We start from the raw sequence: 13,262 nt of genomic DNA on the forward strand, positions 1-13,262 counted from the left end.
CGGGGCTATCCCGCCGCGGGCGGGATAGCCGGGCCGAGGTAGCGCATCCGGCCCCCTTCCACCTTGTGCATGAAGTAGGTGTTGCCCGTGAGCCGGCGATCTTCGTTGAAGGTGTATTCCTTGGTCAGGCCGCGGAAGGTGCCCCGGGTGAGCGCGGTGAGCAGCCCGGCACGGGTCGGCCGGTTGCCGCCCGCGGCGGCGGTGACCAGGCGGTCGATGATCAGTTGGGTGGCGTCGAAGGCCTCCGCGGTCCAGATGTCGGGGGCGGATCCGTACGCTGCCCGGTGCGCCCGGGTCACCTCCGCGACCTCGGGGGCCTCCGGGCCGGTGTACGGGGTGAAGAACTGCCAGCCTTCGGCCGCCCGGCCGGCCGCGGCGAGGAACTCGGGGCCGGCGATGGTGTAGTCGGCCGCCCGGGGCCCCTGGAAGCCGGCGGCGGCCAGCAGCCCGGCGACCTTGGCCCCGCCGGCCGGGGTGCCGGTGTAGAAGAAGCCGTCGATGCCGTGGGCGAGCAGGTCGGTGATCACCGGGGTGAAATCGCCGGCTCCGCGGGGGACGACACGACCGTAGTAGGTGGCCTCGGGTGCGAAAGAGCCGATGGTGCGGCTGATCAGCTGGGCCGCCTGCCAGGTGTCCGTGTCCCCGCCGCGGTCGCTGAGGATGCCCATCCGCCGGACGCCCTGCTTGCCGGCGAGTTGCAGGTTCACCGCGGCGCCCTGGGCCGAGGAGATCGAGCAGCCCTGGAAGAAGCTGCGCCGGTTGGCGATGCTGAAGGTCATCGCCAGGGCGGAGACGGTCACCAGGGGGACGGAGCTCTCGCCGTAGAGTTCCAGGCACGGGAGCACGGAGTCGTTGCCCGTGGGGCCGACCACGGCGAACAGGTCGCGGTTGGCGATGAGTCCGGTGGCGGCGGCCGCCGAGCGGTCCGCCTTACCGGCGTCGTCGGCAGTGGCGACGGTGAGCGTGAAGGGCTTTTCCTTGCGGGAGTTGAAGGCGTCGACGGCGAGCCGCACCCCGCGCTCCTGGGCCTGTCCGGCGGCCTGCTGCGGGCCGGAGAGGTCGGCGTGCACACCGATCACCCACTGTCGCGGGGCGTCCGCGGCCGGGGTCCCGGCCTTGTCCTGGTCGCGCAGCGCCAGCCAGGCGGCCAGGCCGCCGCCGGCCGCGAGGACGGCGCCGCCGGAGGCGAGGGCGAGGAACCACCGGCGGGAGGGCGCCGGCGCGGCCGTGCCGGGCGCGGGGGCGGCGTCCGGGTCGGCCACGGTCTCGTCGATGCCGGGCAGGGCGAGCAGCGCGGCGGCCCGTTCGGCGATGGTGGCGACGACCGGGTCGGGCAGCCAGTCGGTGCCCTCCCCCGGGGTGTCCTCGGTCAGTGCCGCGTCCAGTTCGCGCGCGCCGGGCCGGATGTCGGGGTGTTTGGCGACGCAGGTGCGCAGCAGGGCGGTGAGTTCGGGGTCGGCGAGGACCTCGGGACCGAAGTCGGGCTCGTCGTGGACCGTGCGGTAGAGCACCGCGTCGACGGTGCCGGTGCCGAAGGGCAGCCGTCCGGTGGCGGCGTACGCGAGGAGGCAGCCGAGCGAGAAGACGTCGCCGGCCGGTTCGGCGGGGCGGCCCTCGGCCTGCTCGGGCGGGAGGAAGCCGGGGGTGCCGAGTACGGCGCCGTCGGAGGTCAGGGCGGTGTGTTCGCCGCCGCGGGCGATCCCGAAGTCGATCAGTCGGGGCCGGTCCATGCCGAGGAGGACGTTCCCGGGCTTCACGTCGCGGTGTACGAGGCCCTGCTCGTGCATCACCGCGAGGGCCTGGGCCATGGCCTTGCCGAGGATCCGTACGGCGCGCAGCGGGAGCGGGCCGTGGGCTCCGACGGCCTCGGCGAGGGAGGGTCCGGCGACGAAGGAGGTGGCGAGCCACGGTTCGGTGGCGTCCGGGTCTGCGCCGGTGACGCGGACGGCCCAGGGGCTGTCCACCTCGGCGGCGATCTCGGCCTCGCGCCGGAAGCGGGCCCGGAAGTCGGCCTCTTCGGCGTACTCCGCGCGGATCACCTTGACCGCGGCGAGCGCACCGTCGTCGGTCCGGCCGAGGTAGACGACGCCCATGCCGCCGGCGCCGAGGCGCCCGAGGAGCCGGTGGCCGCCGATCCGGGAGGGGTCAGAGGGATGGAGCGGCTCCATCAGCCCGCCGCCTTTCCGAGCTCCTGCTTGGCCTGGATCATCATCTGGCCGGTGCCCTTGGCCACGTAGGTGTTCAGTTCGTCGTTGGCGATGCCCTGCGCGCCCTTGACGGCAATGGCCACGGTCACCGGCCCGAACTGGGCCTGGGACCAGGTGTAGTCGTAGGGCCCGCCGCCGTCCTGTGCATTGACGTACTTGCCGGATTCGGTGAAGGCGTCCTCGGTCCATTCGTTCATCTGCTCGCCGAGGTAGAAGACGCCGCCCCACAGGCCCTTGAGGTCCTCGCCCTCACGCAGCTTCTGGTCCGGGCACCGCAAGACCTCTTCCATGGCGCGGGCGGTCTCCCAGCCGGATTCCTCACGGCTGTGGTGGACGGTGACCGTGGCGTTGATCCGCACGCGGCCGCGGCCGTCCTTGGCCGGGATGTGGAAGTGTCGGGTGCTCGTGGCGAGCACGTCGGCCGGCAGGCCCTCGGTCTGCCAGACGCAGCTCTCGTCGAGCACGGGCCAGCGGCCGGGACCGCTCTCGAAGGGGGTGCTGCGCACGACGTCGGGTCCGAGGTCGTGCTCGGCGATGATGATCCGGGCGAGCAGGTCGCGGGCCTCGGCGGCCGTCTTCGGCTGCTTGGACTCGTCGACCGGGGGCATCGGGATCGGGGGTGAACTGCTCGGTCGGGCGGCCGGGGCGCTCGCGCCGGTGCCGCCCGTACCCGAAGCACCCGTGCCCGACGGCGTGGCCGACGTGCCCGGGGTGCCGCTCGCCGCGCCGCCCTTCGAGCTGCCGTCGGCCGCACACCCTGCGATGAGGAACAGACCCGCCACCGCGCAGCCGCAGGCGCGCAGGACGGCCTTCCTCTTGCTCTCTCCCACCGGTCCCCCCACGGCACGGATCGTACCCCGCCGTGGACCCGCTTAACTGGCGTATGGAAAAGGGATGTTGAGGCCTCACATCGCGCTACTGCAGGCGGTCCGGGGTCCAGGCGGACTCGTGGCGGGTGAAGCCGAGGTGCGGGTGGTGGTCGACCGCGGCCGGCGCGGCGAGCAGGACCGACTTCGCCTCGGGCGCCGCTTCCCGCGTGACGCGGATGAGCTCGCGGCCAACGCCCCGCCCCTGGTGGGCGACGTCGACGGCGAGGTCGGCTCCGGCCAACATCCGGGCGAAGCGCTCGACGTCGTCCGGGCGGGCCAAAGACAAACCGGTCCACCGGTATGTAACGCACTGCGACCGGGCATGCTCCAGGAGCGTCAATCCATGGGGAAGGAGCCGCTCGTGCTCACTCAGGTTCTCTCTTGGCTCCGACGGCTCACGGGACGCTCCACCGGTACCCCCACCGGTGGGGACGCACAGCTGAGCGCCCGGGCCCCGGTCTTCACCGCGGACTTCAGGTCGACCACCCAGTGGGTCGCCGGCCGGTCCTGGGCGTATCCGAACGGTGGACCCACCAACACCGGTGACAACAAACTCGACTACCTGGTGGCCGACCCCTCCTACAGCCGCACCGGCACCTTCCGGGCGACCCGCCGCCCGGACGGCAAGTGGAACGCGGGGCTGCTGACCACCGAGGGCAGCGACGAGGGGTTCATGGTGCGGACCGGTGACGTACTGGAGTCCCGGGTGCGGCTGCCCGCCGAGATCGGGGCCTGGCCGGCGATCTGGACCTGGCGGGACGGCGGCAACGAGATCGACGTCTTCGAGTACCACCCCGACAACCCCGACCTGCTCGAACTCTCCAACCACGTCAGGGGCGGCTCGCGCTACCACCGGGACTCCTCCATCGCCCCGGGCGGCTGGATCGACCTCAAGGTCGAGTTCGGGTCGCGCTCGGTCGTGTGGTGGGTCAACGGCACCCGGGTCTTCGCCGACCGCCGGGGGGTCGGGCGCAACTGGCGGGCGTACCTCATCGTCAACCTGTCCGTGTGCGCCGGGCGCTACCACCCGGCGCCCGACCCGGGCGTGTCCCAGATGTCCTACGCGGTGGAGTACCTACGCGTCCACCGCCCCTAGCGAACCGCAGGCCTGGTGGCCCCACCGGCTGCCGTTCTTGGTGATCATGTCGCCGGCCGCGTAGGGCTTTCCACAGGCACAGCTGCCGGGGAACTTCGCCTTGATGGCCCGGGATCCGCCGCCGCCCGTCGCGGTGCGCGCGGACGAACGCTTCCCCGGCGCAGCCGCCTTGCGGCGCGCGGGGGAAGCCGCGGCCGGAGCGGGAACCGGCATCTGCGTGCTGCCGAGGGCGGTTCCGGCGGCCTCCTGCCTGCTCGCCGCGTCGCTAGCGGCCTGGTCGGCGATCGCGTTCAGGTGGTCGCCGTCCTCGCGGTGCGCGGGAACGTACTGGAAGGTGACGTCACGGTCGGCCAGCAGCCGGTCGATCGCCTCGACGAGCTCCCGGTTGGCGACGGGCTGGCCGGAGGCGGTCTTCCACCCGTTGCGCTTCCAGCCCGGCAGCCACTGGGTCACGGCCTTCATCGCGTACTGGGAGTCCATCCGCACCTCGACGGGCGTCCCCGGGTCCACCGCCTCCAGCAGCCGCTGGAGGGCGGTCAGCTCCCCGATGTTGTTGGTGGCCCGCCCCAGCGGACCGGCCTCCCAACGCTCGGGGCGCCCTTGGGAGTCGGCGATGACCCAACCCCAGCCGGCCGGCCCGGGATTACCTTTGGCCGCTCCGTCACAGGCGGCGATGATGCGATCAGACATCCCCCGATCATGCCTCATCCGCCGGGGCTCCCCGATCGCTCAGCCCGGCAGCACGTCCTTGGCCGCCAGCCGGGAGCCCGCGTAGCAGAGCCGGTAGACGTCGACCTGCTCGAGGAGGTTGCCGTTCGAGCGGTAGTACGCGCACACGGTGCCGGGGGGTACGGGCAGCGCCCGGAGGGCGTCCGGGACGTACCGGAACTGCTGCTCCGGAAGGAACCGGACCACTTCTGCGGCGTCCTGGCCGACCCGGACCGCGGCGAAGTCCGCGGGGCGCAGGACACAGGTGGTCAGCTGCTGGGCCAGGTAGGCGCAGGAGGCGAGTGCCACGAGGCCGAAGCCGACGGGGGCGGCGAACGCGGCCACGAACCTGTACCGGGCGACGGCGAGCCGCCGCGCCGATTCGGAGCCGGTCGGCTCCCTGGACTCCCTGAGCTCCCCGGCGCTCCTCGCGCGCCCCGGGTTCACCTGGTCCGGCAGCGTGGCGAGGACCTCGAAGCCGCCTTCCCGGGGCGCGGCGTGCAGCGTTCCGCCGATGAGGAGGACCCGTTCGCGCAGGCCGGTCAGACCACGGTGTCCCGGGGCCCGCCCTACGGCGGCCCCCGGGCCGGCGGACGGCGAGCCGGCCCGCGGCGCGGAGTTGGTCACCCGTACCTCGGTCCGGTCCGCCTGCCGGGCGATGCTGACGTGGACCGTGCTGCCCGGTGCGTGCTTGATCGCGTTGGTCAGGGACTCCTGGACCACGCGGTACGCACTGCGGTCGACCAGCGGCGGCAGGGCCCGGGCCGGCCCTTCCCGCCGCAGGTGCACCCTGGCCCCGGACTCCCTCGTCCGGGCGACGAGTTCCTCCACGGGCTCCACGGACGAGGCCGTCGGCTCCGCACCGTCGGAGCCGTCCCGCAGCACTCCGACGGTGTCCCTGAGGTGCCCCACGGCGTCGGAGACGGCAGCGCGCAGCACGGCCAGGTCCGCCCGGTCCTGGCCGGTCAGCGTGGGCGAGAGTTCCAGGGCCCCGGCGCGCAGGGCGATGAGGCTCAGTTCGTGGCCCAGCGAGTCGTGCATGTCGGAGGCGATCCGGGTGCGTTCCCGCAGCCGGGCCTGCTCGGCCACGGACCGCTGGCGCTGTTCGAGGTTGCGCGCCCGCTGCCAGCCCTCGTGCACCAGGGCCAGCCTGGCCTGCCGGTAGCGACCGGCCAGCCAGGGTAGGAGGAGGGCCGCGGGGATGAACGACATCGCGTAGAACCAGTACACGGCGCCGACGCCCAGGACCGCGCACAGCGCGAGGTCGATGGCCGTGCAGGCTCCGAACAGCACCAGTGCCGGCCCCGTACGGTCCACCCGCAGGCCGAGGAGGTACGCCAGTACGGCCAGCGCCGTCAGGTACGGACTCGCCGTCGTGGTCGGATCGGCCAGGCCCGAGGCGACCACCGCGTTGGCGAGGAACACGGCCGCCCCGGGCCGGGTCCGGCCGGCGGGCACCGCCACCGCCAGGACCAGGAGCGGCAGGACCAGGCCGAAGACCGGCGAGGGATGGGCCTCTTCCCGGTGGGCGAGCACAGCAGCGCCCGCCATCACCGCCCACAGCGCTGCGTCCCGCACGGCCGGCCCCCGCCCCGCGGCCGTCGACGCGGCACCCCGCGTCCTCACGCCCACCCCCCGCCGCTCCCCTCTCATCGGTCCCGCTGCTCCTTTCCGCCCGTGGCACCGACCGTGTCACCTGCCGGGGCCAACCCTGTCACCCGTCGCGCCGCCGCAGTACGAACCGGCCGATCAGATGAGCGGCCGCCGCCCAGGCCAACACGATCAGGATCGCGACCGCGGGCGGGTAGGGGGCATCGCCGTCCGCCAGCATGAAGTGGCCGCCCGCGGTCTGCGGGAGGACGTCGTTCACCGCCAGCAGGACGGGGCCACCGAGTCCGGTACAGATGGTGGGGAGGGCGGAGACGAGGCCGAAGACCGCCGCCAGCGTGCCGACCGCGGCCCGCAGGGCGAAGGCCGCCCCCACCGTGAGCACGGCGACCAGGGCGCAGTACAGGCCCATCGCCAGGGTCTGGGCGACCGCCTTGCCCGGGTCGAAGGACGCGTGACCGCGGAAGGGTGCCCGGGCCACGGCCATGCCGAGGACGGCGAACAGGCATCCGGCGGTGAACGACACCGCCGCCGCGACGACCGCCTTGGCCAGCTGCAGGCGATGCCTGACCGGCACCCACTGGAGCGAGGTGCGGACACTGCCCGTCGCGTACTCACTGGTGACCACGGTCATCGCGAGTGCGACGATGACGAACTGACCGAGGATGACGGAGGAGACCGGGGCGTTGCCGAGCGGCTGGACGGGCTTGTCGTTGATCCGGGCGATGGAGCCGTAGTAGAAGGTGAAGACTCCCGTCAGCAGGATGCCGACGAGCAGGCATGCGTACGGCGTGCGGATGGACCACAGTTTGACCCATTCGGCGCCGATCGCACCGGCCAAGCCGCCGCCCGCGGGAGCCGGGGCGGCGCGGTGCGCCGGGTCCGTCATGGTGTCGGTCATCGGGGTCACGCCTTCTCCGTTCGGGTCGCGTACTCGACGCTGTGCTCGGTCAGTTCCATGTAGGCCTGTTCCAACGAGGCCGAAACGCTGTGCAGTTGGTGGAGGCGGATGCCGAGGCGGTGGGCGAGGTCGCCGATCTCCCCGGCGGTCCTGCCCCTGACGACGATCTCGTTGCGCTCGCCGCCGGGTGAGGGGGCGGGCTCGGCGGACACCCCGTCGTGGGCGAGCAGGCGATCGGTCAGGGCGCGCAGGTCGTCGGGGCCGGCGGTGCGCACCCGTACCGAGGCCGAGGCGCTCGCGGCGAGCAGCTCGGCCATGGGGGTGTCGGCCAACAGCCGGCCCCGGCCGATCACGACGAGCCGGTCGGCCGTCAGCTGCATCTCGCTCATCAGGTGACTGGAGAGGAAGACCGTACGGCCCTGCGCGGCCTGGGCACGGACGAGTTCGCGCACCCAGCGCACGCCGTCCGGGTCGAGGCCGTTGACCGGCTCGTCGAGGATGAGCACCTTCGGGTCTCCAAGGAGGGCGCCCGCGATGCCGAGCCGCTGGTACATGCCCAGGGAGAACGCCCCGGCGCGTCGGCGCGCCACCGTGGCCAGGCCCACCGTCTCCAGGACCTCGTCGACCCGGCGCACGGGGATGCCGTTGCTACGGGCCTGCGCGATCAGATGGCTGCGCGCCGGGCGGCCGGGGTGCAGGGCCTTCGCGTCGAGGAGGGATCCGACCTCGCGGACCGGGTGGCGCAGCGACGCGTAGGGCTTCCCGTCGATGAGCGCCCGGCCGGCGGAGGGCCGGTCCAGGCCGAGGATCATCCGCATCGTGGTCGATTTCCCGGCCCCGTTGGGGCCGAGGAAGCCGGTCACCCGTCCCTCCTCGATGTCCAGGGTCAGTCCGTCCACGGCGACGGTGTCGCCGTGGCGTTTGGTCAGGCCTCGTAGGGTGATCACGGGTGTCCTTCCGGTGTCGTCGCTGCTGTGACGACCGTAGGAACCGGCAGGGCCGGCAGGCATCGCTCGCAGGTCGGCGATCGGATCCCCTACTTTCGTCGGGGGTCCCCCGACGAACGGCCCGACCTCAGCCCGCCGTTAGACTGCACCGGTGGTCGAGGTGCTGCTGGCGGACGACGAGGCGATGGTCCGGGCGGGCGTGCGCGCCATCCTGGCGCGGGATCCGGAGATCGAGGTCGTCGCCGAGGCGGCCGACGGGTACGAGGCCCTCGACGCCGTACGCGCGCTCCGCCCCGCCGTCGCCCTGCTCGACATCCAGATGCCCCGGCTCGACGGGATCGCGGCGGCCGCGCGGATCCACCAGGAGCTGCCCGGCACCGCAGTGATCATGTTGACCACCTTCGGTGAGGACGAGTTCATCGGCCGCGCCCTGCGCGACGGTGCCAGCGGGTTCCTGCTCAAGGCGGACGATCCCCGGGAACTGCTGACGGGTGTGCACGCGGTGGCCGCGGGCGGCGCCTACCTCTCCCCGAAGGTCGCCGCCCGGGTCGTCGCCGGACTGCGCAGCGGGCGGATGGCGGGCGGCGGGCCCGCGCGGAACGCCGTGGAGGGGCTGACGGAACGGGAGAACGACGTCCTGGCGCTGCTCGGCGCCGGTCTGTCCAACGCCGAGATCGCCGCTCGCCTCCTGCTGGTCGAGGCAACGGTGAAGGCCCACGTGAGCGCGATCCTGGGCAAGCTCGGGGTACGCAACCGGGTCGAGGCGGCGATCGCCGCGTACGAGGCCGGGCTGGCCGAACGGAACCGTCGAGCGGGTGCTTGAGGGGCCTTGGACGGGCCTTGAACGGCTTGATGGGGCCTTGAGCGCGGCCGGGCCGGCCGCACCGATCAGGAGCCGGGACCTTCGGCGGAGAGCAGCGCGCACTTCTCGAAGTTCATGCATCCGCAGGCCAGGCAGTCGGCGACGGCGTTCCGCAGGATCTGCGTCTGCTCGATGAACCGGTCCAGTTCGGGGAGCTTGCTCTCCGCGAGCGCACGCCACTGCCGGGTGGCACCGCGCTCGGCGTCGCCGTCGAGCAGTCCGCGGATCTCGGCGAGGGTGAATCCGGCCCGCTGGGCCATCTTGATCAGGGCGAGCCGCCGCACGGTGCCGGCCGGGTAGACGCGCCTGCCCGCGGCCCGCTCGGCGGGCGGCAGCAGGCCGATGCTCTCGTAGTAGCGCAGCGCCGAGGGTCTCATCCCCACCTGCCGAGCGAGCTCACCGATCCCGAGCTGTCGCACCCGTCACTCCCCCTTGACTTCAAGTGCGCTTGAACCATGAGTCTGACCTGGTGACTCCCGTACAGACAACTCGCCTCCTCCCCCGGGCCTATCGGCCGCTGTTCGCCCATGCCGACTTCCGGCGGCTGCTGCCCGCGCTGGCGGCCTCCGACCTCGGTGACGGGATGAGCGTGGTCGCCGTGGCATGGCTGGCCATCGAAATCGCTCCGCCGGGGCAGTCCGGGATGCTCCTGGGGGCCGCGCTCGCCGCGTACGCGCTTCCGGGGGCGGCCGGAGCGCTGCTCTTCGGGCGGTGGCTGCGCCGCCTTCCCGCCGGGCGGCTGCTGGTGGCCGACAGCCGGATCCGCGCGGTGCTCCTCGGCTGCGTGCCGCTGGCCTGGGCCGCGGGAGTGCTGCACCCGGTGCTCTACGTGGCCCTGCTCGCGGGCTCGTCCGTCCTGCACGCCTGGGGGAACGCGGGCAGGTACTCCCTGGTCGCGCAGATACTTCCGCCCGACCAGCGGCTGGCCGCCAACGCGCTGGTCAGTTCCACTGGCTCGGCCTCCATCATCGTCGGTCCCGCGCTCGCCGGGTTCCTGGCGGCGGTGATCAGTCCTGCCCTGCTCATCGGCCTCGACGCGCTGTCCTTCGCCGTGCTCGCCGCCCAGGTCGGGCGGCTGCGGAGCGCGGCGGCCCGGCCGGACGGGAAGGGGGCGACGGCCGCGCCCGTCGACGCCGACGGGTCGGCGACCGGTCTGCGCCTGCTGCGCAAGCAGCCCGAGCTCCTCGGCATCCTGGCCCTGACCTGGTTCTTCAACTTCCTCTACGGGCCGGCGGAGGTCGCGCTCCCGTTGCACGTCACCGAAGACCTGCACGCCGGGGCGGGCCTGCTCGGGCTGTACTGGACGCTGTTCGGGGCGGGCGCCGTGCTGGGCGGCCTGGCCGCGGGCGCGCTGCGCCGGTTCCCGCTCTGGCCGGTCACCCTGGGGATCGTCGCGGGCTGGGGGCTGGCGCTCGTGCCCTTCGGCCTCGGCGCGCCCGCGGCCGTCACCCTGGCCTGCTTCACCCTCGGCGGCCTGATCTACGGACCGTTCACGGCACTGTCCTACACCCTCTTCCAGGAACGCACCCCGGCCGCCTCGCTGACCACGGTCCTCGCCGCCCGCAGCGCCGCCCTCCTGACTGCCGGGCCGGTGGGCACCGCGCTCGGCGGCCCGCTGGTCGCGCTGCTGGAACCCCGTCAGGTGCTGGCCGCGTCGGGGATCGCGACCGTCGCGCTCGCCGTGATCGGGGCCGCGGTACGGGTCCGGGGACTGCGTCGCGTCAGGCCCCCTTCGCTCCTGTGACCGCCGACCTGATCTCGTCCGCCAGCATCCGGGCGACCGTGTCGGCCGCGCCGCCCACCAGGCGCGTCCGCGTGAGGCTGAAGGCCGGGCCGCGGGCGCGATCGGCGAAGGCGATGCTGCCACCGCTTCCGTGGTGGCCGAAAGCCGTGCGTTCACCTGCCATCTGGGGCAGGCCGACGAAGTAGCTGAGCCCCTTGGCGTACCTGCCGAGGAGCATCAGGTCCTTGCCCTCGACCGCCACGGCCGCCGCGCGGAGCCGGGGAGACGGATCAGGGCCGTGCGGCGGCGCCGCACGGCCCTGATCTTTCCCGCGGCCCGTTCACGAACGGGCGGGACGGGGAAACGGTTCTCCGGAGCCCGGTGGTCACACCGGGCCGTCGTCCGGGACTAGGCGGGGGTGATGTTCTCCGCCTGCGGGCCCTTCTGACCCTGCGTGATGTCGAAGGTCACGGCCTGACCCTCCTGCAGCTCACGGTAGCCAGAGGCGTTGATCGCCGAGTAGTGGGCGAAGACGTCCGGGCCGCCACCGTCCTGGGCGATGAAGCCGAAGCCCTTTTCCGAGTTGAACCACTTCACAGTTCCCGTAGCCATGTTCATGCCTTCCCGTTGACGTACGTCTTCCACACGGCGTGGAAGACGGAGGTGATCGCCCTGGTCCTACGGCACAACACAGCAAAACTGCCCACACCAAAAGGCACGGGCAAGGCACTTGGAACCACGACAGCTACCCGTGAAGGTACACGCCTGCACGCACTGTCACCAGGGGGAATGATCTCGCCTTCGGGACGAGATTCAGCCCTTTCGCCCACACTCCGGGCACGGCCGCCCGTAAATGCGTCGAGTACCGCCCCCGGGATGCCGTAGGGTGAGGTCTACCGACGCGGGGTGGAGCAGCTCGGTAGCTCGCTGGGCTCATAACCCAGAGGTCGCAGGTTCAAATCCTGTCCCCGCTACTGATCAGAAGGGCCCGGATCCTCATGGATCCGGGCCCTTCTGCTGTGCCGGGCCCCTATCCCTCGCGCAGCGCGGCACGTCGGCCGGCGCCGGAACCGGGTCCGGGAGCGGGTCCGGGAGCGGGTCCCCCTCCGGAGTCCTTCCGTCCTCCGGGCCGCGGGCCGGCGCCGGCGCGGGGCCCTGATCCACGTCACCCGGCGGCCCGTGGCGCCGCCGCCCCACCGCGCCGTGGCCGCCGCGACGATGAGTACCCCGACCGCCGTGTGACGGCACTCACACAACGATCTGCCGTCCGGTGTCGACCGGACGGGGTGCGGCGGACGTATGCCCAGTGAGAGGGACACATGGATTCGGGAGCGATTTTTTGACCATCGAGGAGTTCGAGGAGTTCTACGCGCAAGCGGCAGGACGGCTCACAGGACAGCTCTACGTGATGCTCGGCGACCACCACGAGGCGCAGGACGTGGTGCAGGAGGCCTTCGTCAGGGGGTGGAGCCGCCGGCGCCAGCTGGACCGTGACGGCCGGCCCGAGGCGTGGATCCGCACCGTCGCGTGGCGGCTCGCCGTCAGCCGTTGGCGCGGGCGGCGGCGCACCGCCGATGCCTGGCAGCGCACCACCCCCGCCGGTCACGTGGAGGGGCCGGGGCCGGAGGTGGTGGCGCTGGTCGAGGCTCTGCGCCAACTGCCCCTGAAGCAGCGCCGGACCATGGCGCTGCACTACGTGTGCGATCTGAGCGTCGAGCAGATCGCCGCCGAGACCTCGCTGTCCACGAGCACGGTCAAGACCCATCTGTCCCGCGGCAGGGCCACGCTCTCCCGCCATCTGCAGGACCCCCGCATTGAGGAGGCTCCCGATGCATGACTCCCACGACCCGCTGCGGTCCCTTTTCCAGGAAGCGGCCTCCGCCGGACAGTCCGCGAGCACGGCCCCGCCCGTCGCCGTCATCGAGCGGCGCGGCGAACGGCACCGCCGGCACCGGATCGTCGGCATCGCCGCCGCCTGCTTCCTCGTCCTCGCCGGATCGGGTGCGGCCCTGTCCGCCTTCCTCCCCGGGGACTCGGGCCCGACCCTCCCCGCGACCACTCCCCCGCCCGTAGCCCCGTCCCCGACGTCGGCGCCGCCCCCGCCGCCCAGCTCCACCACACCGACGCTCAATTCCATGACGCCGCCGGTCAACACCACGCCTCCGCCGCTCAACAGCACGATGCCGACGGGCAGTAGGACGACGACGCCGGTCAACAGCACGATGCCGACGGGCAGTAGAACGACGACGCCGGTCGAACCCACCGGGACCGTGAGCCCGACCATGTCGGCCACGCCGCCCCAGGCGCCCCGGTAGCCCCGCCCTCTCCCTCGGCCTTCTCC

Annotated in this window: 15 protein-coding genes and 1 tRNA gene; 6 read left to right on the top strand and 10 right to left on the bottom strand. The window is 72.8% G+C overall.

What is annotated here, in order from left to right:
• Positions 1 to 5: 5 nt before the first annotated feature.
• From OG386_RS03885 to OG386_RS03895, 3 genes are all read right to left on the bottom strand, one after another.
• Positions 6 to 2,168, bottom strand: a complete 2,163-nt coding sequence (locus OG386_RS03885) for a bifunctional serine/threonine-protein kinase/ABC transporter substrate-binding protein (RefSeq protein WP_328786748.1) — start codon at positions 2,166 to 2,168, stop codon at positions 6 to 8.
• Positions 2,168 to 3,049, bottom strand: coding sequence for a hypothetical protein (locus OG386_RS03890; protein ID WP_328786749.1), 882 nt, complete (start codon positions 3,047 to 3,049; stop codon positions 2,168 to 2,170). Before OG386_RS03890 ends, OG386_RS03885 begins: the two co-directional genes overlap by 1 nt.
• A 73-nt stretch (positions 3,050 to 3,122) precedes the next feature.
• Positions 3,123 to 3,362: a hypothetical protein gene (locus tag OG386_RS03895; RefSeq protein WP_328786750.1), complete on the bottom strand. Its 240-nt coding sequence runs from the start codon at positions 3,360 to 3,362 to the stop codon at positions 3,123 to 3,125.
• 153 nt (positions 3,363 to 3,515) lie between these two features.
• On the opposite strand from OG386_RS03895, the gene OG386_RS03900 reads away from it, so the two are divergent.
• Complete coding sequence (locus tag OG386_RS03900; RefSeq protein ID WP_328793158.1) at positions 3,516 to 4,172, top strand: beta-glucanase; 657 nt, start codon at positions 3,516 to 3,518, stop codon at positions 4,170 to 4,172.
• Here the strand turns inward: OG386_RS03900 and OG386_RS03905 are convergent.
• From OG386_RS03905 to OG386_RS03920, 4 genes are all read right to left on the bottom strand, one after another.
• Positions 4,152 to 4,862 carry a ribonuclease H family protein gene (locus tag OG386_RS03905; RefSeq protein WP_328786751.1) on the bottom strand — a complete coding sequence of 237 codons (711 nt, stop codon included), beginning with the start codon at positions 4,860 to 4,862 and terminating at the stop codon, positions 4,152 to 4,154. The two genes, OG386_RS03900 and OG386_RS03905, sit on opposite strands and share 21 nt — an antisense overlap.
• 39 nt (positions 4,863 to 4,901) lie before the next feature.
• Entirely contained in the window at positions 4,902 to 6,458 is a 1,557-nt protein-coding gene (locus tag OG386_RS03910) for a sensor histidine kinase (protein ID WP_328786752.1), read from the bottom strand.
• Positions 6,459 to 6,594: 136 nt separating this feature from the next.
• On the bottom strand, positions 6,595 to 7,389 hold the full coding sequence (locus tag OG386_RS03915; protein ID WP_328793159.1) for an ABC transporter permease: 795 nt from the start codon (positions 7,387 to 7,389) through the stop codon (positions 6,595 to 6,597).
• A gap of 5 nt (positions 7,390 to 7,394) precedes the next feature.
• Positions 7,395 to 8,336: an ABC transporter ATP-binding protein gene (locus tag OG386_RS03920; RefSeq protein WP_328786753.1), complete on the bottom strand. Its 942-nt coding sequence runs from the start codon at positions 8,334 to 8,336 to the stop codon at positions 7,395 to 7,397.
• Positions 8,337 to 8,496: 160 nt separating this feature from the next.
• Here OG386_RS03920 and OG386_RS03925 point away from each other — a divergent pair, with 160 nt between their 5' ends.
• The gene (locus tag OG386_RS03925; RefSeq protein ID WP_443053300.1) at positions 8,497 to 9,159 is read left to right on the top strand and encodes a response regulator; all 663 of its coding nucleotides are present in this window, start codon (positions 8,497 to 8,499) and stop codon (positions 9,157 to 9,159) included.
• 65 nt (positions 9,160 to 9,224) lie between these two features.
• On the opposite strand, the gene OG386_RS03930 is transcribed toward OG386_RS03925, so the two are convergent.
• Complete coding sequence (locus tag OG386_RS03930) at positions 9,225 to 9,617, bottom strand: MerR family transcriptional regulator (protein WP_328786755.1); 393 nt, start codon at positions 9,615 to 9,617, stop codon at positions 9,225 to 9,227.
• 50 nt (positions 9,618 to 9,667) lie between these two features.
• On the opposite strand from OG386_RS03930, the gene OG386_RS03935 reads away from it, so the two are divergent.
• Positions 9,668 to 10,942 carry an MFS transporter gene (locus OG386_RS03935; protein ID WP_328786756.1) on the top strand — a complete coding sequence of 425 codons (1,275 nt, stop codon included), beginning with the start codon at positions 9,668 to 9,670 and terminating at the stop codon, positions 10,940 to 10,942.
• Here OG386_RS03935 and OG386_RS03940 read toward each other — a convergent pair.
• Both OG386_RS03940 and OG386_RS03945 read right to left on the bottom strand, forming a co-directional pair.
• Entirely contained in the window at positions 10,920 to 11,183 is a 264-nt protein-coding gene (locus OG386_RS03940) for a hypothetical protein (protein ID WP_328786757.1), read from the bottom strand. The genes OG386_RS03935 and OG386_RS03940 overlap by 23 nt on opposite strands.
• A gap of 146 nt (positions 11,184 to 11,329) precedes the next feature.
• Positions 11,330 to 11,533 carry a cold-shock protein gene (locus OG386_RS03945; RefSeq protein WP_030384970.1) on the bottom strand — a complete coding sequence of 68 codons (204 nt, stop codon included), beginning with the start codon at positions 11,531 to 11,533 and terminating at the stop codon, positions 11,330 to 11,332.
• Positions 11,534 to 11,821: 288 nt separating this feature from the next.
• Between OG386_RS03945 and OG386_RS03950 the strand changes: the two genes are divergently transcribed.
• The 3 genes from OG386_RS03950 (at position 11,822) to OG386_RS03960 (ending at position 13,236) form a co-directional block, all read left to right on the top strand.
• Positions 11,822 to 11,895, top strand: a tRNA-Met gene (locus OG386_RS03950).
• A 365-nt stretch (positions 11,896 to 12,260) separates the two neighbouring features.
• Positions 12,261 to 12,758 (top strand): SigE family RNA polymerase sigma factor, encoded by a 498-nt coding sequence (locus OG386_RS03955; protein ID WP_328786758.1) that lies wholly within the window; start codon positions 12,261 to 12,263, stop codon positions 12,756 to 12,758.
• Entirely contained in the window at positions 12,751 to 13,236 is a 486-nt protein-coding gene (locus OG386_RS03960) for a hypothetical protein (protein WP_328786759.1), read from the top strand. Before OG386_RS03955 ends, OG386_RS03960 begins: the two co-directional genes overlap by 8 nt.
• The last annotated feature ends 26 nt before the right edge of the window (positions 13,237 to 13,262 follow it).

It is taken from the genome of Streptomyces sp. NBC_00273, assembly GCF_036178145.1.
Taxonomy (GTDB): Bacteria; Actinomycetota; Actinomycetes; order Streptomycetales; family Streptomycetaceae; genus Streptomyces.